Source organism: Ancylobacter polymorphus (genome assembly GCF_022836935.1).
Classification (GTDB): Bacteria; Pseudomonadota; Alphaproteobacteria; order Rhizobiales; family Xanthobacteraceae; genus Ancylobacter; species Ancylobacter polymorphus_A.
This window is the reverse complement of record NZ_CP083239.1, coordinates 819,010-841,085: the sequence shown is the minus strand read 5'-3', so window position 1 is coordinate 841,085 and position 22,076 is coordinate 819,010. Positions and strand designations below refer to the sequence as shown.

Annotated in this window: 17 protein-coding genes; 8 read left to right on the top strand and 9 right to left on the bottom strand. The window is 59.6% G+C overall.

Annotated features, from left to right (window positions below):
• Positions 1-14 precede the first annotated feature (14 nt).
• From K9D25_RS03960 to K9D25_RS03950, 3 genes are all read left to right on the top strand, one after another.
• The gene (locus K9D25_RS03960; RefSeq protein ID WP_244379444.1) at positions 15-446 is read left to right on the top strand and encodes a hypothetical protein; all 432 of its coding nucleotides are present in this window, start codon (positions 15-17) and stop codon (positions 444-446) included.
• A gap of 509 nt (positions 447-955) precedes the next feature.
• Positions 956-2,320 carry a site-specific DNA-methyltransferase gene (locus tag K9D25_RS03955; RefSeq protein WP_244379443.1) on the top strand — a complete coding sequence of 455 codons (1,365 nt, stop codon included), beginning with the start codon at positions 956-958 and terminating at the stop codon, positions 2,318-2,320.
• Positions 2,310-3,365, top strand: coding sequence for a DUF5681 domain-containing protein (locus K9D25_RS03950; RefSeq protein WP_244379440.1), 1,056 nt, complete (start codon positions 2,310-2,312; stop codon positions 3,363-3,365). The genes K9D25_RS03955 and K9D25_RS03950 overlap by 11 nt, the downstream gene beginning before the upstream one ends.
• A 266-nt stretch (positions 3,366-3,631) precedes the next feature.
• On the opposite strand, the gene frc is transcribed toward K9D25_RS03950, so the two are convergent.
• The 9 genes from frc to K9D25_RS03905 form a co-directional block, all read right to left on the bottom strand.
• Positions 3,632-4,885, bottom strand: a complete 1,254-nt coding sequence (gene frc / locus K9D25_RS03945; protein ID WP_244450787.1) for a formyl-CoA transferase — start codon at positions 4,883-4,885, stop codon at positions 3,632-3,634.
• A gap of 29 nt (positions 4,886-4,914) precedes the next feature.
• Positions 4,915-6,624, bottom strand: a complete 1,710-nt coding sequence (locus K9D25_RS03940; RefSeq protein ID WP_244379438.1) for a GMC family oxidoreductase — start codon at positions 6,622-6,624, stop codon at positions 4,915-4,917.
• An 85-nt stretch (positions 6,625-6,709) separates the two neighbouring features.
• On the bottom strand, positions 6,710-8,137 hold the full coding sequence (locus tag K9D25_RS03935) for an NAD-dependent succinate-semialdehyde dehydrogenase (protein WP_244379432.1): 1,428 nt from the start codon (positions 8,135-8,137) through the stop codon (positions 6,710-6,712).
• A 24-nt stretch (positions 8,138-8,161) separates the two neighbouring features.
• Positions 8,162-8,989, bottom strand: coding sequence for a carbohydrate ABC transporter permease (locus tag K9D25_RS03930; protein WP_244379430.1), 828 nt, complete (start codon positions 8,987-8,989; stop codon positions 8,162-8,164).
• Between the two features lie 2 nt (positions 8,990-8,991).
• A complete protein-coding gene (locus tag K9D25_RS03925; RefSeq protein ID WP_244379429.1) occupies positions 8,992-9,852 on the bottom strand; it encodes a carbohydrate ABC transporter permease in 861 nt (286 codons plus the stop codon).
• 70 nt (positions 9,853-9,922) lie between these two features.
• The gene (locus K9D25_RS03920) at positions 9,923-11,236 is read right to left on the bottom strand and encodes an ABC transporter substrate-binding protein (RefSeq protein ID WP_244379428.1); all 1,314 of its coding nucleotides are present in this window, start codon (positions 11,234-11,236) and stop codon (positions 9,923-9,925) included.
• A 27-nt stretch (positions 11,237-11,263) separates the two neighbouring features.
• Positions 11,264-12,331: an ABC transporter ATP-binding protein gene (locus K9D25_RS03915; protein ID WP_244379426.1), complete on the bottom strand. Its 1,068-nt coding sequence runs from the start codon at positions 12,329-12,331 to the stop codon at positions 11,264-11,266.
• 434 nt (positions 12,332-12,765) lie between these two features.
• Entirely contained in the window at positions 12,766-13,503 is a 738-nt protein-coding gene (locus tag K9D25_RS03910; protein WP_244379424.1) for a FadR/GntR family transcriptional regulator, read from the bottom strand.
• Positions 13,504-13,977: 474 nt separating this feature from the next.
• On the bottom strand, positions 13,978-15,579 hold the full coding sequence (locus K9D25_RS03905; protein ID WP_244379423.1) for an FAD-binding oxidoreductase: 1,602 nt from the start codon (positions 15,577-15,579) through the stop codon (positions 13,978-13,980).
• Between the two features lie 218 nt (positions 15,580-15,797).
• Between K9D25_RS03905 and K9D25_RS03900 the strand changes: the two genes are divergently transcribed.
• The 5 genes from K9D25_RS03900 to glcE all read left to right on the top strand — a co-directional run bounded on the left by K9D25_RS03900 (position 15,798) and on the right by glcE (position 22,068).
• Entirely contained in the window at positions 15,798-17,162 is a 1,365-nt protein-coding gene (locus tag K9D25_RS03900) for an FAD-dependent oxidoreductase (protein ID WP_244379421.1), read from the top strand.
• Positions 17,162-18,823, top strand: a complete 1,662-nt coding sequence (locus K9D25_RS03895; RefSeq protein ID WP_244379416.1) for a dihydroxy-acid dehydratase — start codon at positions 17,162-17,164, stop codon at positions 18,821-18,823. The genes K9D25_RS03900 and K9D25_RS03895 overlap by 1 nt, the downstream gene beginning before the upstream one ends.
• 94 nt (positions 18,824-18,917) lie before the next feature.
• A complete protein-coding gene (locus K9D25_RS03890; protein ID WP_244379412.1) occupies positions 18,918-19,454 on the top strand; it encodes a gamma carbonic anhydrase family protein in 537 nt (178 codons plus the stop codon).
• Positions 19,451-20,881: an FAD-linked oxidase C-terminal domain-containing protein gene (locus tag K9D25_RS03885; protein WP_244379410.1), complete on the top strand. Its 1,431-nt coding sequence runs from the start codon at positions 19,451-19,453 to the stop codon at positions 20,879-20,881. The genes K9D25_RS03890 and K9D25_RS03885 overlap by 4 nt, the downstream gene beginning before the upstream one ends.
• Positions 20,882-20,892: 11 nt before the next feature.
• Entirely contained in the window at positions 20,893-22,068 is a 1,176-nt protein-coding gene (glcE, locus tag K9D25_RS03880; RefSeq protein ID WP_244450786.1) for a glycolate oxidase subunit GlcE, read from the top strand.
• Positions 22,069-22,076: the final 8 nt, after the last annotated feature.

The following is a 22,076-nucleotide window of genomic DNA, read 5'->3' as shown; positions in this document are numbered from 1 at the left end:
CTTCCGGCGGACACATGGCGGAGAACGCCTTCTATGCGACCGGCTATGGCGGCCAGATCATCGCCGTCGTGCCGGCCAAATGGCTGGTTGCCGGGCAGGCCGTTGATCTCAAGCGGAATTCGAAGGGAGTCGTGGAAAGCGTTTCAAATCAACGTCTTAAGCTGAAAATCTGGCGGTGGAGGCAGTCACCTCCGAACCTGTCTCCGACCAATTCCCTGATAGTTTCAGAAAAACAGGCAAATTCGTTTGTCCGCCCTGCCGTTGCTTCTGATCCCGCGAACAAATGCCCTGTTCTCAGTCGTTTAGCGTGGAGACGCTTGCGCCGCCGCAGGCAGATTTCGTCCGGTAACAGGGAGCGTGTGACCCACAAACAGGGAAATCGACAGCTCTTACGCGGGATCCGATTGTCGTTATCCAGGATCGAATTGCTGTTTGCCGGGATCTGAGTGTCGTGTTGCGGGATCGCTTTGCCGGTTGTCGGGATGGCTTTGGCGTTGAGCGGTTACGGATTGCGGTTAGGCGGGGCGAGTGCGCCGATAGGTGGGACGCGATTGCGTTTTAGCGAACGGCGACCGGAACCTTGCAGTCCGCGTCGTTACATGAGACCCGCGCGCGTCGGATCGTGGTGGCTGGTGGTGATTGCGACGTCGGTGCGGTTTCTGATTCGTCCGCGCCGCCGGCGTTTGATCCGCGCGGTCACGATGCACCGAGCGTAATCCACAGGATTGTCGGCGGCGTGTTTTTTGAAGGCTTACCTTTCAAAACCCCTTCAAAGGATCTTCGAAGGCGCTTCGAAAACCCTTCGAAGAGATTTGTCCTATTTTTTGTCTTTTTTGTACGTACTTATGAAAATCTCGGCCCTTGGTGAACCCTTGTTCTGTCGTGGGATTTTCGCATCCTGTTCTGACGAGCGACCGCCGCGGCATGTGCGTCGGTCAAGAACAGCGAGATCCCGATGATCGAGACGGAACCCACAATCGAAATGACCCCGCTTGCAGGTTTGCGGTCCTATGCCGGCAACGCCCGCACCCATTCCCGAAAACAGGTGCGCCAGATCGCCGACAGCATAAGGCGGTTCGGTTTCACCAATCCCGTTCTGATCGGGGAGGACGGCGAGATCATCGCCGGCCATGGCCGGGTGATGGCGGCTAAGGAACTTGGTATGGCGGCCGTGCCGACGGTGAAGCTGGCACATCTCAGCGCCGAAGAGCGGCGCGCCTATGTGCTGGCCGACAACAAGCTGGCGCTCAATGCCGGCTGGGACACCGAGATCCTGGCGATCGAGCTGCAGGCCCTGATCGATATCGACTTCGATCTGTCTCTGACTGGCTTCTCACTGGCCGAGATCGACCTGACGCTCGACCAAGCGCGGGAGGCATCGCCCGATGCGGGAGAGGGAGAGGAAGATCGTATCCCGGATCTGCCGCACTCGGCGGTCACGCAGACCGGCGATCTCTGGCAGCTCGGCCGTCATCGTCTCCTGTGCGGCGACAGTCGATTGGAGACGGATGTCGCGCGGCTGGTGGGCGGTGAGCAGGTCGATCTCATTTTCACCGATCCGCCCTACAATGTGCCGATCGACGGTCATGTCGGCGGGCTCGGCGCGATCAAGCATCGTGAATTCGCCTTTGCCGCCGGAGAGATGAGCCCGGCCCAGTTTACGGAGTTTCTGACGACGACGCTCGGCAATGCCGCGGCCTCAGCCAAGGACGGCGCCATCGCCTTTGTCTGCATGGATTGGCGCCATATGCGCGAATTGCTCGATGCCGGCGGGGCGGTGTTCTCCGAGCTCAAGAATCTCTGCGTCTGGAACAAGAGTAATGGCGGGATGGGGAGCTTTTACCGCTCCAAGCACGAGCTCGTCTTCGTCTTCAAGATCGGCGCGGCGTCGCACACCAACAGCTTCGGTCTCGGCGAGACCGGGCGCTACCGCACCAATGTCTGGGACTATGCCGGCATCACCAGCATCGGCGCCAAACGCATGGAGGAGCTCTCCATGCATCCGACGGTCAAGCCGGTCGCTCTGATCGCGGATGCCATCCGCGACTGCTCGCGCCGCGGTGAGAGCGTGCTCGATGTGTTCGGCGGCTCCGGTTCAACCCTCATCGCAGCGGAGCTCTGTGGCCGCAATGCCCGCCTCCTCGAATGCGATCCGGCCTATTGCGACACCATCATCACCCGTTGGCAGAGCTACACCGGCAAAAGGGCAAGCCTTGCCGATGACGGCCGCGATTTTGATGCGGTTGCGCAGGCCCGTGCGCTCGAAGTCCGGCCGGTTCCGAGCAGCAAACAGAACAAGGAGAAGCGCCGTGGCCGATAACTCCGACAAGTCAGATGAGCCCGACAAGTCCAAGAAGTCCGATAAATACGAAGAGGCCAAAAAGGCGATCATTTTCGGGACCGGCTACAAGAAGCCGCCGGAACATACCCGGTTCCAGAAAGGCAAGTCCGGAAACCCCAAAGGCCGGCCGCGCAAGAAATCCGCTTCGTCCGACAGAACCCTCGCGGAGCAGCCAACCCTTGCCGCCGCGCATCGCGCTGCGGACAAGACCATATCCGTTCGTGAAGGCGATGAGATTCGAGACGTATCGGCACGCGAAGCGGTGATCCAGGCCATGACCGTTGCCGCCCTCAAAGGGAACTCGCGCGCGGGGGCGTTGGTCATCGGTCAGTTCAGGGAGGCTGATCGCGCTCATGCCATGGCGATCGAGATCAGCAATAATTTCTGGTCGACCTATAAAGCGGAAAAGAGCGCGGAGCTCGCAAAGGCAAAGGAAGAGGGCAAGCCTGCACCATCGATCCTGCCGCATCCCGACGACATCGTCATCGACCGCCTAACCGGGCCGAAGTTCTTCGGGCCTTTTGATGAGGAGGGGCAGAGAAAAATCGATCATACGATCGCGTGCCGTGAGGTTCTGATCATGCAACATGTGCTCGACGAGCGCAGCAGCAAGAGGCTCGACGGCGGGCCGTTGACGGAACCGGGAGCGGCGATGCTTTTGGCGATCGCTCTCGACCACACGCTGCCGCCACGGCTTCGGTTCTCGGATGGGGACTTCATCCGCGAGCAATACCAATATGGCCGATTGTCCAAGCGCGACTTGCTCAAACTTCTCTTCAAGAAGTGGCAAGGCGTCGGATACCCGCGGCCGCGCGGCTATGTGTCTCCTAACCGCGGTGAGATCGTGTCTCACCTGAAGCTGGCCTGTGCGCTCTGCAACGGGGTTCTGTCGGGCAATATCGATCCAGACACCCAAAGCAAAACGGAGATCGAAGCGGAGATCATCGATCTGATGGAAGAATGCGGCATTGTGCCGACAGGCATCGAACCGCCCGAAAGTCAAAGTGCCGCTGGCAGGTCGTGACGCCTGCACCGTATCGAAGAATGTACGGGCCACATTCGCTCAGCGGCACCACCACGAATTGCTTCCTTTGCAGAGGAAGTCAACCGAATCCGGGCGGCGGCTCACGCGCGCGATAAGACGGCCTCTACAAAGTGAACTATCCAAAATCGCCTTCGCGAATGCCTGCATGGCCCACGTTTGACCAGCGGCTGTGCGACAGCAGCCGGCGGGCGTTGGCGTTACGGCGAGTGCGGGACACCCTTTGCAGACGCCCGTTCCGATCTGATCTATCCAATGGCTCCTGAGGCCTTGATGGTGTCGATACTGGCCTGGTCAAGCTTGAGGATGTTCTTGAGAATTTCCTCGGTGTGCTCGCCGAGCAGCGGCGAGCGCTCGACCGGAACGTCGTTGTCCGACAGCTTGATCGGGTTGCCGACCGTTATGTAGGTACCACGTACCGGATGCTCAACGCGGGCCAACGTGCCGGTCGCATAGAGCGAGGCGTCCTCGGCAATCTCTTTCATCGACAAGATCGGGCCGCATGGAATGTCGACCTTGTTGAGGATGTCCATGACGTCGAACTTGGTCCGGGTCATCGTCCACTTCTCTATCTCGTTGAAAATTTCGTTGAGGCGGGAGAAGCGCGCGGCGGGCATTGCATAGTCCGGATGCTCGATCCATTCCAGCTTGCCGATGACCTCGCACACCTGCTTCCAGACCTGCGCCTGGGTGATGAAGTAGATGTAGGCATTCGGGTCGGTTTCCCAGCCCTTGCATTTGAGGATGCGTCCAGGCTGACCGCCGCCTGAATCATTGCCCGCGCGCGGAACCGCATCGCCGAACGCAATGCCTTCGCTAGACTGCGAGTATTCGAGCAACGGACCTCGGCCAAGACGCTGCTGATCGCGCATCTTCACGCGGCACAGGTTCAGCACCGAGTCCTGCATGGCGCAGAGAACCTTCTGTCCCCTACCCGTTAGCGTACGCTGATAGAGCGCCGTAACGATGCCAAGCGCCAAATGAAGACCCGTGCCGGAATCACCGATCTGCGCACCAGTCACAAGCGGGAGACCGTCGCGAAAGCCCGTCGTCGAGGCGGCGCCGCCGGTGCACTGTGCAACGTTCTCATAAACCTTGCAGCCTTCGAACGGACCGGGGCCGAATCCCTTCACCGAAGCAACAATGATGCGCGGGTTCATCCTTTGGATTGTCTCCCACGGAAAGCCCATACGATCCAAAGCGCCTGGCGCGAAATTCTCGACCATCACGTCGCAGATCTTGATGAGTTCCTCGAGAACGTACTTGCCCGTGCGGTTTTTCGTATCAAGCGTGATCGAACGCTTGTTCGAATTCAGCATCGTGAAGTATAGGCTGTCCGCGTTCGGAACATCGCGCAGCTGCGAGCGTGTAATGTCGCCCTCCCCGGGACGTTCGACTTTGATCACGTCCGCGCCGAACCACGCAAGCAGTTGGGTGCAGGTCGGCCCCGATTGGACGTGTGTAAAGTCGAGTATTCTAATACCGTCTAGTGCTCCAGCCATTTCCATACTCACCATCTAATTGAGACAGATCAGCCCTTGAGGATAAGGTCTGACATTCTTTCAGCCAGCATCAACGTCGTAAGATTCGTATTTGCGCATGGGACGCTCGGCATGATTGAGGCATCCACTACGCGTAAGCCCGAGACACCTAGAACACGGCCGTTCGAATCTACAACTGCGCCCTTATCGTTACTTCTCCCCATCCGGCAGGTACCGACCGCGTGCCAGTTTCCCAGCACCGTCGCACGGGCGAATGCTTCGATGGCCTTGTCATCCTTGATCATCTTCGCGATCGCGAACTTTCTTGGCTCGGCGATCATCATCAGAGGCTTGCGGGTTATTGCGCCGGCATCCAGCAGCATTGAGCCGACCTTCGTGATGGCGCGCATATGAGGGGCGGGGCTGCTAAGGCGCCTTATCCACGCTGTATAGGCCCCCGCGAACACCGAATGAACGGTACCGCTGACTAACTTCGACGTCAGTATGTTGTACGCAAACTTGATGCCGTCGATCATTCTTTGCATATCACGCGGATCAGACAACAGGTTGAACATAACGATCGGCTCATCGGTCAACGCCGCCCCGTTCAGCCTGACATGGCCACGCGAGTATGCCTTATCCGGACCAACGCGAATCGCGGCGAATTGATGCCCGACGGCGCTTTGGTCGAACCTGTTGCCAAGGGACATCTTCATGTCTCCTTTTGGGCACCCGTCCATACCGGACGAGAACCGTGTGTACATCAGAAACGGATTTTTGATGTTGGGCTGTAGCCGCGCGTCTGGTCGCAAATGCACGCCGAGGCCAACAAGAGGATGATCCTGCAGATTTGAACCGACGCCGGGCCTGTCGGCGCGCACACTGATTCCAACTTCGCGCAAATGATCGGCAGGACCAATGCCGGCGCGCATTAGAATTGCCGGCGAATGCAAAGCACCGGCGGAGACGATCGTTTCGTTCCCAAGCACGTCCTCTGTTGTTCCATTGCGGAACGCTTTTACGCCTTTCACGCGGTTTCCTTCCGCGAAAAGAAGCCCGGTCACTTCGGTTCCGCTAAAAACATGCAGGTTACTTCGAGCCCTGACTGTGTTCGTCAGATAGGCAGTCGCAGCGGATACACGACGCCCATACACATTGTTCTTGGGATATGGGAAGCAGCCATCCTCGAACGTGGCATGGCAATCGGCGGAATAAGGCAACCCGCTCTCGACTAGCGCGTCGCGGAACGCACGGGCAAATCCTGCCCAGTCACCGTCAAACACGCGCCGGATTGGCAGTGGACCGTCTTTGTTGTGATACTCGCCGTCGAAGTCCATATCCCGCTCCAGGCGCTTGAAGTACGGCAGGCAATTTTCCCAGCCCCAGCCGGAGGCGCCCATCGCTTCCCACTCATTGTAGTCCGACGGCAAGCCACGGAGCGCGATTTGCGCATTCACGCTGGAACCACCGCCCATGACCCGCGCCTGCTCATATCTCTCCGGCGTCTCGTCACGGACAACTTCTTCCATCGACCTGTTGCCGATCGCGGACCGATAGACTTTCAAACGCGTCCAGTAGCGCGCGGGGCTGAAATAGTCTGGGAGATAGCCTTCTCCGTAGATCGATTCCGGGATGTTTTCGGGCGGCGTATCAGGTCCCGCCTCGATGAGCGCGACCTTTGTGTTCGGATTGGCCGACAACCTGTTTGCCAGTACACATCCGGCCGAGCCGCCGCCGACGATAACATAGTCAAACAACATAAACTGCTCCGCGGTGCCTGTTGCCGGCCTACATGTGAATGGAGGCTGACTCACGCTGATTGAGTTACCCTGGACGAGGGCTCTCTCAGTATTTGTGATTGATGAACTTGGTCACGAAATAGGATTCGAGGCCTTCGAGGCCGCCCTCAAGCCCGTGCCCGCTGTGCTTGATACCGCCAAACGGCGTCTCCGTTGTCAGTACAACATGTGTGTTGATGCCGATCACGCCGACCTTGAGCCCTTTTGAGACATAGCTCGCATTTCTCGCCGATGGTGTGACGATGTATCCGGCAAGGCCATACTGGGACGCGTTCGCGCGCGCGATGACCTCATCGGTGTCCGCAAACGGCATGACCGACGCGATAGGCCCAAACGGTTCGGTATTGACGAGAGTGCTTTGATCCGTTGTTCCCACGACGATGGTGGGCTGAAACAGATTTCCCTTGCTGCCGATCCGTTTTCCGCCAGTGAGTATCTTGCAGTTTTCGGCAACGGACGCGTGAACGAGCTGCTCGACCGATTCGAGACGGCGTTTGTTCGCAAGCGGCCCCATGGTTGTAGCGCTATCGAGCCCGCTACCGACCACGATGGAAGCTGCCTCGGCAGCAAAAGAAGTGAGGAATCGGTCCAGCAGCGATTGATGCACATAAAATCTCGACGGAGACGTACATATCTGCCCAGCGTTTCTGAACTTTCCAAGTGCCGCGAGCTTGCCGGCGGCCTCGGGATCGGCGTCCTCCAGCACGATGAACGGTGCATTGCCGCCGAGTTCCATGGTCGTGCGCTTTCCGGTGCGCGCCGAAAGCGCCATCAGTTCCTGGCCGACCTGCGTGGAACCGGTAAAGGAAATTTTTTCTACCCCTGCCGCATCAATCAACGCGCCGGAGACAAACGGACCATCGCCGTAGACTATGTTCAACGCGCCGGCCGGGAGACCGACGTCATGCAGACACCGAGCGACCTCCATCAGCGCGCCCGGCGTTTCTTCCGAGGGCTTGATGATCATCGAGCAGCCGGCTCCGAGCGCGCCCGCGATCTTGCGCACCGCAGTCATCACAGGCGCATTCCACGGTGAGAAGGCGGCAACGACGCCAACCGGCTCCTTGATCACCATCTGACAGCTGTCGGGCGTGTTCGAGGGCACTATGCGGCCGTAAGCGCGCCGCCCCTCATCAGCGTACCAGTCGAGCGATTCGGCCGCCAGCTTCACCTCGACGCGAGCCTCAGCAAGAATTTTGCCCTGCTCGAGCGTGATAATGTGAGCAATCTGTTCCGCGCGCTCGCGCACGCGGTCAGCACCGCGACGCATGATGTTCGCGCGCTCGATCGGGCTCATGCTGCTCCATACAGTGAAACCGGCGCGCGCCGCATCGACCGCTCCTACAAGATCGGCGCGGTCGACCATCGGCACTTCTCCGAGTGTGGAGTCGTCGAACGGATTGACAACTTCAACCTTCGGCGATCCCACTCCGCCCCACACACCGCCGATCAACGTTCTCAACTCAGGATACATGACAAACGCCCTTTTGCTTTCAGATCAACCCTTCACCGCACCGGCACCAAGACCCTGGATGAAGTACTTACTCAAGAATGTGAATACGATTAGCAGTGGCGCCGCGATCAAAGTCGAACCCGCCATCACCTCACCCCATCGCAGGTCGAACGACCCGATCATCGAAGCAAGCCCGACGGGGATAGTCTTGTTCATATCACTCGAGATCATGATCACGGCGAATGTATAGTCGGTCCAGGACAAGAGGAACGAAAACACAGCGACTGTGATCAGACCAGGCACCGACAGCGGAAGGACGACACGAAGAAAGGCGCCAAGTCTCGTACAGCCATCTACCATCGCCGCCTCTTCAATCTGGAACGGCAGGTTGCGGAAAAAACCCCACAGGAACCACACGCCCAAGGGTAAAGTGAGCGTGAGGTGAGCGGCCACAAGGCTGATCAGACTGTCGCCGAGGCCGATTTTGATGAAGAACGCATAGAGTGGAATCGCCACCAGAAGTGGCGGAAACATGTACGCATAAAGCATAGCAATAACAATCGCCTTCTTCCCGCGGACTTTGTAGCGCGCCACGGCATAAGCGATCATGACGGCCAGCACCATTGTGATGACGACGGTAATGCCCGCGACGATCACGCTGTTTACGAAATGCTTTGGGTAATCCGTAAGCTCGAGAAGATTCTGATAGTACTCCCATGTGAATACAGTCGGAAATAGCGAGGTCTCGGACAGCAGGCTTTCCGGTGGCCGGAGGCTGGAAACCATCATCCAGTAAATGGGGAATGCCGAATAGGCGACGATACCCAGACCAACCAGACTAAGAATGCTTTTTTTGAGAGTAGTATTCCACATGATCAGTCCGTCTCCAGCGGGAATGCGCGGAAGTACAGGAATATTGCAAGCGACAGGATTAGGAACGACAGAGTCGCCACTGCCGCTCCACCGCCGACATCAAATTGCGTGAATGCACGCCTATACGACAGAACAGCGAGATTTTCGGTCGAACCAAGAGGCCCTCCTTTGGTCATCAGCCAGATCACATCGAACTTGTTAAACATCCAGATGCCGCGCAGAAGAATCACAACTGTCAGGATCGGCTTTAGCATCGGTAATGTGACATGGATGAAGCGTTGCCATGCGTTGGTGCCGTCGACCCGCGCGGCCTCATACAGAGAGTCTGGAACGGTTTGTAGCCCCGCCAGGAAGCATGTCGTGACGAAAGGCGTCCACATCCACACGCTCACGAGAACGTTCGACATCATGGCCGCATGCGGGGTCTCGAACCAGCGAACTTCTGGAAGGCCGAACGCCTCCAAAAGATTTGTAATTACTCCGACAGAACCATCTACCATCCATTTGAATGTCAGCACAACTATGACCGTCGGGAGAAGATATGGAAGAATCGATACGCCGCGCACCAATCCCCGGCCAGGAAAGGATTGATTGAGAATGAGCGCGAGGCCGATCCCGAGCACAAGCTGCAACACGATGGATAGAAGTGCATAGATGCTGCCGCTAGCAAGCGCGCGCCAGAACTCGAAGTCGGACAGCACCGACGTGTAGTTATAGAGGCCGACCCATTCGGGCGCGCCGACAAACGACTCCATCCTGTAGAAGCTCAGGCTTACTGAGAACATCACAGGCATGACAACAAAGCAGAGCGTCGTAAGAAGACCGACACCCAAAAACGCATAGATTGTAGATTTTCCGCTCATCTCTTCCTCCGAGCCGGGCAGAGTCGACGGAGCGCCTACAAGGTCGGCGCTCCGTGGCTTTTGGATGCCGTCAGCTCGCGATCAGCTTACGAATCTTGTCGGCCGCGACTTTCGCGCACTCTTCGCCCGGCATGTTTTTCAGGCACCGGTTTTCAAGCATTTCAGGAATGATGAAGCGCTCGAATACCTTTGCCGGACGCATATCCAGATGCGGCCCATCTGTATCGACGCCGGTCATCTTCACGCTGGGATCGGTCAGAAATCGTTTCATTTCCGATACAATTCCCGCGTGCTTCTCGATCATCGGATGGGCGAGCCACCGCGGATCATCGTAAACATCCATACGCGCGGGCTGGAAGTGCATGGGCGCGCTGTGCAGATAGTTGATGTACTGGTTCTCAGTAAACCATTCGAGGAACTTCAGCGCTTCCTCGGAATTCTCGCTCTTTGTAACCACCCAGCCGTCATTGGCCATACTGACCATTTCCGTTGTCCCGGCGGAAGCCATGTACGGGAAGATACCGAACTTGCTCGCCAGATCAGGGGCATTGCGTTCCAGCGCCTCGATGATGCGGCCAGAATACGGCGCATGCGCGACCTTCCCAGCGACAAAGTTCGAGATCGTTTCGCTGTAACTCGCCTGATTCGCGCCGGCCGGCATGAGCTTGTAAAGATCAGCCATGAGGTCGAGATAGGCGCCCGTCTTGTCGAGATTATCGCCCGCGTCGAGCGCGACGTTCCATTTGTCGTCGAAGATGTTGACCCCGTCTGCAAACATGAAGCCCGTTGACAACCAGTTCGCGGCGGCGTTGGCGCCGACCGGGAACAGCGCACCAAACATGCCGTCTCCCTGTAGCGCGCTCGCGTTTGCCGAAAGCTCGCTCCACACCGTGGGAACCTTGAGCCCCTTGGCTTCGTACAAATCCTTGCGATAGTAGATCCATGCCAGATTGTAATCATAAGGGTAGAAGTAGGTCGTGTCGCCGATCTCCATCAGCGATTTTGGGCCCCACTTGTACTTATCAGTCAGCGCATTTAGCGGAACGAGATGTCCTTCGCCAGACAGAAGAAGAATGTGCGCAGCAAACGGTACGGTTGCGATATCGAACGGCTTTCCGGCGCGGATCGATGTCGTGAGTTTGGTGAACGTATCTTCAAGCGGCGCCGAATCGACGCTGACCGACACGCCCGTCGCACGCTCATACTCGGCGGCTGCAACACGAAGCGCTCTAATCGTGTCGATCGACGTTTCGTTGTTTAACATCCGAACCGATTTCGCTCGCGCATGGACAGCTGGCGTGTAAAGCACGCTGGCGGCGCCCACCGCGCCGACGGATGCTAGAAATTTTCTACGGGATAGCCCGTCTCCGGTTTTCTCGGTCATCTCGTTTCCTCCAAATACCTTTTGTCGTTACTTTTTATCGGCCCGCGTTACTCGCAGCCCGGTACTCCGTTCGAAGAGATGAAGTTTGCCCTTGGCTACGTTGAACGCAAGCACATCACCGCTCTTGAGATCGTCGCGGCGCTCGATCATGATGCGCATGAACAGACCGTTGCATGTGCCTGAGCACAACGTCTGAATTCCGAGCTGTTCCACGAGGTTTACCTTGAATTGCAGATCGCCCTTACCAACCTCGACATGTTCGGGGCGAATGCCGACAACGATCTCGGTGCCATCGGCAAAGCCGCTCTTTCCGCCCAGCGGTATCCGCATGCCTTCGATGACGGCATCACTGCCGCTGATTGTTCCTTCTAGAAGGTTCATCTCCGGTGAGCCGATGAAGGATGCGACGAACACGTTCTCCGGCCTGTCGTAAACTTCCAGGGGTGCACCAACTTGCTGGATAAGCCCGGCCCTCATGATCACAATCCGGTCTGCCATCGTCATGGCCTCGACCTGATCGTGCGTGACATAGATCATGCTCGTGCCGATGCGTTGATGAAGCGCGGCGATTTCTTCGCGCATACGTACACGCAGCTTAGCGTCGAGGTTAGACAGCGGCTCATCCAGCAGAAAGACGTCGGGATTGCGCACAAGAGCGCGGCCGAGCGCCACGCGCTGCATCTGCCCGCCCGATAGCTGCTTCGGCTTCCGCTCGAGAAGTTCCGCGAGGTCCAGCATCTTCGCAGCATCGGCGACCCGCTTGGCGATTTCCTGCTCCGGCACTTTCGCCAGACGCAGACCGAACGCCATGTTCTCGTAAATGGTTTTGTGCGGATAGAGCGCGTAGTTCTGGAACACCATCGCGATGTTCCGGTCCTTCGGCTCAAGATGAGTTACGTCGCGGCTTCCGATCCGGATCGATCCGCCGCCGATATCCTCAAGTCCGGCGATCATCCGCAAAGTGGTCGATTTTCCGCAGCCGGACGGACCGAGAAAGACGACGAATTCACCGTCTTCAATCTTCAGATTGAAATCGTGGACGACACTAAGAGCCCCATACTTTTTTACAACATTCTTCAGCTCGACCTCGGCCATTACTCTCCCCGTCATTTTTCGGTCCCCGAAGCGCCTGCGCGGTTTTGTGCGCAGGTTCTAATCCCTCAGGAACAAGCGATCAGTTTTTGGTTCGCGCCTCTTATCACACTCGAGTTCCTCCAGTAAACTGGATCCACGAATATGGTAGTACCAATTTAGCGATTGTCAAAGCGCTTTATGCTCGTGCGCAGCGCTTGCTATGCATCCTTAGTTTTACAGGAGCGAACATTCACTGCGGGCTTCCGAGCGTCCTGGTCTTTGATGTCCGCTGAAATCTGCATGGCGCGCGTTCGGCCTGCATAACTGTTGGCACTGGCAATAAATGTACGCGCAGAGAATTGCGGCCCAACTGCAAGAGGGGGTTTAGAACGTATGCCGCGCGATCAAACGCTCCGGCCGCACGAGGAATAAGAGGCGGCGAGGGCGACCGTGGGTCAATGTTCGTCCGTAGTTTCCTGGACAAGCTGCTTGAGCTGGCGCGGATTGGCCGCGAGAAGTTCCTTCCAGTGCGCGGCGGCGCTCAGGAGATGGCGCTCCATCGCTTCGGCCGCGGCATCCGCATCTCCCTTTTCGAGCGCTTCATAGACTTTGTAATGATCGCGGCTCGAAAGCGCCGATTTCTCGACGTTCTGAAAGTTGACTTTGCGCCGCGGACGCGAGACCTCATAAAACGCATTCACGACACGCAGAAAAACGTCGTTTTTGGTGGCCGCGACGATGGCGAGGTGAAAGCTCTGGTCTTCCGCCTCGATCGTCTTTCCCTCCGCGATCCGCTTGTCCGCTTCTTCGAGAATTGCGCGGATAGCTCGCAAATCCTTGGCGGTCGCTCGCTCACATGCAAGCCGTGTCGCCTGCACTTCCATAATACGCCTTAGCTCAAGCGCCTGTACGATCTCGGAGGTCTTGATTGGCAGCCCGAGATGAGCTTGCAGAACGAGCGCCTCAAAACTGCCCTCCACTTCGGTGTCGCGCAGATAGATCCCGGAGTTCGGCCGGCGTTCGATAAACCGCATGACTTCGAGCGTCGCCAGCGCCTCACGAATGACGCCGCGGCTCATGTCAAAGCGCTCGGCGAGATCGCGCTCGGACGGCAACCTCTCGCCTGCCTCGATGCGCTTCGCACGCACAAGAGACATTATGTTGCCGATCGCGACCAATGAAGCTTGTTGCATTGCGGCATTCCTCTCGATTGGTCCGGCGCCGGCAAGACTATGCCCCGTTGCCGCCAGCTTCTTACATGCATCTTACCAAGTCGAGGCTGGTAATACCAATATGGTTTGGCGCGCAAACCACAGATTGCGCCCTTTCAAGCGAGCCTTTACATCCCCGGAACGCGCGGTGGATATGCCGCCATGGCTCAGAACGCTGCAGCGAACAAAGAACGCCCCGGCCGAAGCCGGGGCGCGGAGTTGCGGTCGAGAGGGTGACCGAAACAGGGGAAAAGGTCGAGCGGATCGCAGTTATTGGCTGTTGCCGCGGCGATCTTTTCCTTTAGAGATTGCGGGCTTCGTTGCGAGCAGCGACCCGTAAGACGCACCGAATATAAAGATGGTAGACATTACTGGCGCCTTGGCCTCCTGCGTACATATCGAGATGCAGAGAGGGAAGCCGACCGCCATGGAACTAGCCAGCCTCCCTCATCGCGTTTATTTTGGCGGGTCGATGTGAATTCCGGGGTTCAGAATCCAGCGCGGGTCAAGCTCGGACTTCATGGCCTCGAAAGCCTTCGCAAACAGGTCCGGGCGCTCGCGGTCGTACCATTCGCGATGATCGCGTCCGAGCGCGTGATGATGGGTGATCGTGCCACCGAAGCGGACCATCGCCGACGAAATCGCGCGCTTGATGTCCCAGAACTGTTCGACCAGACGATCCTGATCCCCGTAGCCGTGATAGGTGAAGTACGGCGCCGGACCATCCGGATAGATGTGAGTGAAGCGGCAGCTCGCCGTCCCCGGCCGTCCCGTTACATCCTGCACGGCCTTGCGCATCGCATCCGTGAAGTTCTGGTGGAAGTCCTTGAAGCGGTCCCAGGTGATGCAGGTCTCGAACGTCTCGCGCATCACGCCGCGCGCGATCGCGTGCTCGCGATAGTATGGCGCACGGATGAAGGTGTCGCGCCACTGACCGGCCGAACCGGCCTTGTGGCTGTCCGGAGCGTCGGGCACTTCCGCCGTTCCGCCGTAATCGCCGCAGATTTCGATTGCGCGCGCGAGCCAGTGATCGACGGGGTGATCCGCCGATTCAAAGCCCAGAACCAGGATCGAATGCGTGCCATCGCCCGCGCCGTTGAACTCCGCTTCAAAAGCGTCGATCAGGCGGCAGTTCGCGGGGTAAAGACCGCTCTGGGAAATGACGCGGACGGCATCGGCCCCTTTGTAGAAGTCCGCGAATTTCACGGTCACGGATTTGCGGTAGGTCGGGCGCTTGCGCAGACGGATCCACGCCTCCGTAATGACGCCAAGAGCACCTTCCGACCCGATGAAGACCCGGTCCGGATTCGGGCCGGCGCCAGAAACCGGAAAGCGGCGCGACTCATACATGCCAGACGGCGTCGCGACACGCATGCTCTGAACATGATCGTCGATCTGCGTGGCGATAGTGGCGTAATGGCCGGCGGCCCGGGTGGCGATCCATCCGCCGAGCGTCGAAAACTCGAACGATTGCAGGAAGAAACGCATGGTCAGGCCGCTCGGCTTGAGTTGACGCTCAAGTTCCGGGCCGAAAATGCCGGCCTGAACTCGGGCGCATTCCGATTCCTTGTCGATCTCGAGCACCTGATTGAGATAGCGCAGATCGAGTGAGAGCGTTCCCGCGTAGCGCGTGTCGCGGCTTGGCTCCACGCCGCCAACAACGCTCGAACCGCCGCCATATGGCGTCACGGCGATGTTGTCGTTCGAGCACCAGTCGAGAACATCGAGCACGTCGCGCTCGTTGCGCGGATAGGCCACGACATCCGGCGGATTGCTGAAATCGCGACGAAAGGCGCGGGAGTAGTCATGCGCGGAGCTGCCATAGGTGTGCGCGAGGCGCTCATACTTCTCGGTCGTGCAGATACGCGCGAGGCTGGCGGGCGGATTTACACGCGATGCCGGGACGGTGATTTCATCAAGCGTGGGCGGGGGGGTGACTTTGTAGTCCTTGATGCCGAGATATTTCGACCACTTCTTTTCCATGCTGGCGATTTCGTCCTTGGTGACGACCTCGTCTTCATACCCCCACGCGTAAAACTTCAACTTGCGGTCTGACATCTCATATTTCCCTTTTTAGCGTCCCCTCGTGCAGCATCTGCTTGAAGGCAGTTTCTACGGATAGACCAAATTGGTCTGTCCAATTAACACCGCGGTTTATCATCGTCAATCGTGATCGGGACGGTTATCATGATTCAAACATCTGACTTTACCAAATTGGTATAGCCAGATAGCCTCGCGCCCATTCGGCTCTACGAACAGGCGGCACGGAGGCCTTCATGCCCTCAGCGGGATCTTCTCAGCCGGACATCGGCTTCGTCACCGAACCTGCCCGACAAACACCGGTTCGGGAGGATGTGGACGTACTTGTCGTGGGGGGAGGCGCTGCCGGCCTCGCCGCCGCGGTCAGCGCCGTCCGCAACGGAGCTAGGGTTCTGCTCGTGGAACGCTACGGCTTCCTGGGCGGGACGCTCACCAATGTGACGCTCGGAAGCATTTGCGGCATGTACACGATTGACGGCGACGAGATCATGCAGGTCGCCGGCGGCTTTGTCGCCGAACTGGTCGAGCGGCTGAAAAAGGCGGGTGGCGCCAACGGGCCGTTGCGCTGGCTGGAAACCGCGTCGATGCCTTACGATGCTCCGACGCTGCGGCTTGTCGCCGATGAAATCATCGATGAATGCGGTATACGGGTTTCTTTCCACGCCGCCGCTGTCGGTGTGATGAAGGATGGCAGTCGTGTCTCAGGCGTCATCTTCGAGGACCGTGCCGGACGCTGGGCGGCGCGCGCCCGGACTGTCATCGACTGTACCGGTAATGGCGACATCGCCGCTCATGCCGGGGCGGCATTCGAGTACGATCCGGCGCTTCTGCAAGCGCCGACGACGATGTTCCGGTTTGCCGGGGTAGATACCGAGCGGGCCTCCGGAATCACCCGGGCTGAGCTTCACGACCGCCTGGAACGCGCCGTCGAAGCTGGCCTGCAGCTCCCGCGCACAGCCGGCGGCATGTTCTCGCCGCGCCCGGGCGTCATGCATCTCAACATCACGCGCGTCAGCCGCGACGGTGCCCCCCCGGACCTTCTGGATTCGGACGATCTCGCCTGGGCGGAAATGGAAGGACGGCGGCAGCTCGCACTCTACGAACAGGCGTTCCGCCGCTTCGTACCGGGATTCGAGGATTGCTACATCGCCGATATAGGCGCGGAGATCGGCATCCGCGAAAGCCGCCGGGTGCGCGGCGACTACTGGCTCGAACTCAACGACGTTCTTAACGAAGCGCGATTTGACGACGCGATTGCGTGCAGCGCGTGGCCGGTTGAGGAGCACTCCGCCGGACGCGCCACGCGTTGGGTGTTCCTGAAGCCGGGTACTTACTATCAGCTTCCGTTCCGCATCATGCTGCCACGCGGCATCGAGGGCTTGCTCGTGGCGGGGCGCTGCGCGTCGGCTTCCCACGATGCCCATGCCTCGATGCGTGTCGCGGCGACATGCATGGCCATGGGAGAAGCGGCCGGTGTTGCAGCGGCCTTTGCATCGCGTGAGCGGCTCGCGCTCCGCGACATTGATGTTGCCGCCGTGCAGGCACGCCTTCTGGAACAAGGCGCCTTTCTCGGCAACCACATATCTGAACGGACACTGTGATGAAGGCTTACCGCTCAAATTTTGAACGCGGCACGACCCGATGGGCTATCCGGCGCGCGCAGTGGCGGGCACTCGGCATTTCCAACGAGGACATGGAAAAGCCGAAGATTGCTGTCGTCAATACGTCTTCGGAGCTTTCGATCTGCTTCAGTCACCTCGATAAGGTTGCCGAACGGGTAAAGCAGGGCATACGCGATGCCGGCGGCGTTCCGTTCGAGATCAGAACCGCGGCGCCAAGCGACTTTATCACCGGTGCGGGTCTTGGCGGACGTTACCTGATGCCCTCGCGCGATTTGATGGTGAACGACATCGAGGTCGCGGTCGAAGGCGCGGTGCTCGACGGCATGGTCTGCCTGAGCAGTTGCGACAAAACCGCGCCAGCTCATCTCATGGCCGCGGCGAGGCTCGATATTCCGTCCATACTCGTCATCGGTGGCTACCAGGCGTGCGGCGTTCTCCACGGTGAGAAGGTCGATATAGAAGACGTTTTCGAGTCGGTCGGCGAACTCGGCTCCGGGCACGTGACGGCCGAAACCATTGAGGAGATGTGCGAGGAGGCCATAAAGAGCCCTGGCGTCTGTGCCGGAATGGGCACCGCAAACACGATGCACATCATCTCCGAAGCGCTCGGCATGACTATGCCCGGGAGTGCCCCGGTCGCGGCAGGCAGCGAGCGGATGCTCGCCCTGGCCGAAGCGGCGGGCCACCGGATCGTAAAACTGGTCGATGATGATATCCGTCCTTCCAGCATCCTGACGCCTGCCGCGTTCCGCAACGCGGTCACCGTCGGGCTGTCGGTCAGCGGCTCGATCAATATGCTGCGTCACATGCAAGGCGTCGCCGCGGAGGGCGGCGTGGATGTCGACGTTTACAAGATCGTGGACGAGATTGGCCCCGACATTCCGCTGCTGTGCGCGATCAAGCCGAACGGACCCAGCCGCATCGAAGATCTTGACGCCGCCGGCGGCGTGCAGACATTGTTGCGCCGTCTTGCGCCACTTCTGAATCTCGAAGTCATGACATGCAGCGGCGCGTTGTCCGACATTCTGGACACGCCGCACGCAGCTGGCTCCGACATGGCCACACTGGATAAACCGGTGAAGCCTGGTCCTTCGGTCATCATCCTCAAAGGATCGCTTGCGCCCGACGGCGCGATCATGAAGCTCGGCAGCGGACGCAAGCGCGTGTCATTCCGGGGTGCCGCCTGTGTGTTCGAGAGTCAGGAAGACGCACTTGCCAGTCTCAAAGCGGGGCAAATCCGGCCGGGCGATGTCGTTGTACTGCGCGGGTTGGGCGCCCGCGGTGGCCCGGGCGTAGCGTCGGCTTCGTGGTTTGTGGCCGCCGTAAAGGGCGCGGGCCTCTCGGAGGACATCGCTGTTATTACAGACGGGCAATTGTCCGGGTTGAACGGCGGCTTTGCCGTCGGGCAGGTGATGCCCGAAGCCGCGGAAGGCGGACCGCTCGCGATTGTCCGCGACGGCGACATGATCGCAATCGATCTCGCGGGGAGCGCCATCAAACTTGAGGTCGATTCCGACGCAATTGCATCGCGGCTCGCGGCGCTTGATGAGGAGGAACGACCGCTCAAGGGCTGGCTTGGCATTTACCGCTCGCTCGTCCAGCCACTGTCCCGCGGCGGAACTTTGCGACCCCGAGACTGAGCCGGAGAAGCGGCGCAATTGACACCCCGACAGCAGTTCGATAAGTGGTATTACCAAATTGGTCTTCTATAGGCGCAGATGCCAAGGGTGTGAAATGTCCGTCTATTCACTCGATGAGCATGTCCCTGCGGGCCAATCTCCCTGGCTGGCGCCGGACGCGACGATAATCGGCCGGGTCACGATGGGCAGCGATGTCAGCGTGTGGTTCGGCGCGGTGCTGCGCGGCGACAATGACGACATCCGCATCGGCTCGCGCACGAATATCCAGGATGGCGCTATCGTACATGCGGATCCCGGCTTTCCGGCGCATATCGGTGAGGGCTGCACGATCGGCCACCGCGCCATCGTTCACGGCTGCACGATCGGCGACGGCTGCCTTATCGGTATGGGCGCCATCGTGCTGAACGGCGCCGTCATCGGTGCTCACAGCGTGGTCGGCGCGGGCGCGATCGTTCTTGAAGGAAAAGTCTATCCGGAACGCTCTCTCATCGTCGGCGCGCCCGCCAAGGCGATAAGAACGCTGACGCCGGAGGACGACGCCAATCTCGACGCGGCGGCTGCAACCTATGTCTCAAACGCTGCACGCTTCCGGCACGGGCTAAGGCTCGCGGAACTCACCGAGCAGCCATGATCGAAATTCCGCCGCCCGATCCGCACATACTCTCTCGACGCAAGGAAATCATCGCCGGGCTCGCGGCGCTCGTCGAGCCCGAGGCGCTGGTCACCAGCGAAGAGGAACGCCGCGCTTTCGAGACAGACGGCCTGACCGCCTATCGCCGGATGCCGCTGGCCGTCGTCCTGCCGGCCAGCACGGAAGAAGTGTCACGCGTTCTTCGCTTCTGCACGGAGAATGGTGTGAAGGTCGTCGCGCGCGGCGCGGGTACATCGCTCGCGGGCGGCGCGATCCCGCTTGAGGATGCGGTCGTCATCGGCGTCTCGCGGCTGAGCACGGTCCTATCCGTCAACTATGTCAACCGCACCGCGCGCGTCCAGGCCGGCATCACCAATCTCGCGATCAGCCAGCATGTATCTCCGGCCGGCTTCTTCTACGCGCCCGACCCGTCGAGCCAGCTCGCCTGCAGCATAGCAGGCAACATAGCGATGAACTCCGGCGGGGCGCACTGTCTGAAGTATGGCGTAACGACAAACAATCTCATGGGCGTGACGATGGTTCTCGCCGACGGGACCGTGGTCGAAATCGGCGGCGACCATCTCGATTCGGGTGGATACGATTTTCTCGCGCTGATCTGCGGGTCAGAAGGCCAGCTCGGCATCGTCACCGAGGCAACGGTTCGCATTCTGCGCGCGGCGGAAAGCGCTCGGCCGATCCTGCTCGGCTTCGCGACCGTCGAGGAGGCTGGCGCGGCTGTCGCCGCGATCATTGCCAGCGGCATCATACCCGTCGCGCTCGAATATATGGACCGCGAAGCAATCAGCATCACGGAAGATTACGCTCGCGCAGGGTATCCGCTCGATGTCGAGGCGATGCTGATCATCGAGGTCGAGGGCGGCGAGGCGGAAATCGAGCACACGCTGGCGCAGATTCTCGAAATATCAAAGAAGCACAATCCCCGCTCCGTGCGTGTCTCCAGTTCCGCCGCCGAAAGCGCGGCGATCTGGAAAGGACGGAAGGCGGCCTTCGGCGCGACCGGCAGGATTTCCGACTATATCTGCATGGATGGAACGATCCCGACGGGCCAGCTCCCTTACGTTCTGAAGCGCATGGACGAGATCATCGCGCATTACGGTTTGCGGGTCGCCAATGTCTTTCACGCCGGTGACGGAAATCTGCATCCGCTCATTCTGTTCGACATCAACACGCCGGGCGAAATGGAAAAGGCCGAACACGCGGGCGAAGACATTCTGAAATTGTGCGTCGAGGTTGGCGGTTGCCTCACCGGAGAACACGGCGTGGGCATCGAAAAACGTGATCTCATGACCTATCAGTTCAACGATGCCGATCTTAAGCAGCAGATGCGCGTGCGCTCCGTCTTCGATCCCCACTGGCTGCTGAACCCCGGCAAGGTGTTTCCGCTGCAGCAGCTTCGCGCGGACTGAGGGAGGCGGCCATCATACTTACACCGGATAATGAAGAAGACGCGGGCCGCATCGTCTCCGAGGCGGCACGGCGCGGAACTCCGCTCGCCATTTCCGGCGGCGGCACCAAGGCCTGCGTCGGCCGCCCGGTCGGGGCCACAGAGACACTGAGTTCGTCGGGTCTTTTCGGTATCACGCTTTACGAGCCCAGCGAGCTGGTCGTCTCCGCACGCGCGGGAACGCCGCTTCAGGATGTCGTTTCCGTGCTGCACGCTGAAGGTCAGGATCTTCCGTTTGAGCCGATTGATCTTCGCCCGCTTCTGGACACGGAGGGCACGCCCACCATCGGAGCAGTGGCGGCCACGAATCTTTCCGGCCCGCGCCGGATCATGGCCGGGGCCGCGCGCGATGCGCTGCTCGGCGTGCGCTTCATCAACGGGCGCGGGGAGGCCATAAAATCCGGCGGCCGCGTGATGAAAAACGTTACCGGCCTCGATCTGGCGCGGTACATGTCGGGCTCGTGGGGCACGCTCGGCTTTCTCACCGAAGTGACATTCAAGGTGCTGCCCAGCCCGCGCGACGAGCGCACGCTGATACTGAAAGGACTGGCCGACCAGATCGGGATTGCCGCCCTCAGCGTCACACTCGGCTCTCCTTATGAGGTCACTGGCGCGGCGCATGTGCGCGGCGCGCGCGGCCCGTCTACACTTGTACGTATCGAGGGCGCGCCGTTCTCGGTCGAATACCGCAGCGATCAGGTGACGAGGATGCTCAAGCCTTACGGCCAGGTCACCGCTGTCGCCGGGGAGGACTCGCGGGCGCTCTGGCGCGACATCGCCCAGGCGGAACCGGTGGCCGAGCCGCGCGGGCGCGCCGTGTGGCGCATTAGTGCTCCGCCACAGTCCGCGCCAGCTATCACGGAAAGCATCGGGCGCGCCGTCGATGCCGATTGGTTCTATGATTGGGGTGGCGGACTGATCTGGCTTGCAACAGCCGATCAGGACGATGCTGGCGCACAAGCCATTCGCGCCGCCCTTGGCGAGTGCGGCGGACACGCAACCCTCATGCGTGCAAGCGCCGAAACGCGCCGGCAGATCGAGGTTTTTGAGCCGCTAGCGCCGCCGCTCGCCGCGCTCGCGCGCAATCTCAAAACGGCGTTCGATCCGTCTGGAATATTCAACCCCGGGCGGATGTACGCCGGCGGCTGATGCCGCCG

What these genes read in the sequence shown, in the direction of transcription:
- K9D25_RS03960 (WP_244379444.1), top strand. Translation starts at nt 15, where the DNA reads ATGGCGGAGAACGCCTTCTATGCGACCGGCTATGGCGGCCAGATCATC.
- K9D25_RS03955 (WP_244379443.1), top strand. Translation starts at nt 956, where the DNA reads ATGATCGAGACGGAACCCACAATCGAAATGACCCCGCTTGCAGGTTTG.
- frc (WP_244450787.1), bottom strand. Translation starts at nt 4,885, where the DNA reads ATGGCTGGAGCACTAGACGGTATTAGAATACTCGACTTTACACACGTC.
- K9D25_RS03940 (WP_244379438.1), bottom strand. Translation starts at nt 6,624, where the DNA reads ATGTTGTTTGACTATGTTATCGTCGGCGGCGGCTCGGCCGGATGTGTA.
- K9D25_RS03935 (WP_244379432.1), bottom strand. Translation starts at nt 8,137, where the DNA reads ATGTATCCTGAGTTGAGAACGTTGATCGGCGGTGTGTGGGGCGGAGTG.
- K9D25_RS03930 (WP_244379430.1), bottom strand. Translation starts at nt 8,989, where the DNA reads ATGTGGAATACTACTCTCAAAAAAAGCATTCTTAGTCTGGTTGGTCTG.
- K9D25_RS03925 (WP_244379429.1), bottom strand. Translation starts at nt 9,852, where the DNA reads ATGAGCGGAAAATCTACAATCTATGCGTTTTTGGGTGTCGGTCTTCTT.
- K9D25_RS03920 (WP_244379428.1), bottom strand. Translation starts at nt 11,236, where the DNA reads ATGACCGAGAAAACCGGAGACGGGCTATCCCGTAGAAAATTTCTAGCA.
- K9D25_RS03915 (WP_244379426.1), bottom strand. Translation starts at nt 12,331, where the DNA reads ATGGCCGAGGTCGAGCTGAAGAATGTTGTAAAAAAGTATGGGGCTCTT.
- K9D25_RS03910 (WP_244379424.1), bottom strand. Translation starts at nt 13,503, where the DNA reads ATGCAACAAGCTTCATTGGTCGCGATCGGCAACATAATGTCTCTTGTG.
- K9D25_RS03905 (WP_244379423.1), bottom strand. Translation starts at nt 15,579, where the DNA reads ATGTCAGACCGCAAGTTGAAGTTTTACGCGTGGGGGTATGAAGACGAG.
- K9D25_RS03900 (WP_244379421.1), top strand. Translation starts at nt 15,798, where the DNA reads ATGCCCTCAGCGGGATCTTCTCAGCCGGACATCGGCTTCGTCACCGAA.
- K9D25_RS03895 (WP_244379416.1), top strand. Translation starts at nt 17,162, where the DNA reads ATGAAGGCTTACCGCTCAAATTTTGAACGCGGCACGACCCGATGGGCT.
- K9D25_RS03890 (WP_244379412.1), top strand. Translation starts at nt 18,918, where the DNA reads ATGTCCGTCTATTCACTCGATGAGCATGTCCCTGCGGGCCAATCTCCC.
- K9D25_RS03885 (WP_244379410.1), top strand. Translation starts at nt 19,451, where the DNA reads ATGATCGAAATTCCGCCGCCCGATCCGCACATACTCTCTCGACGCAAG.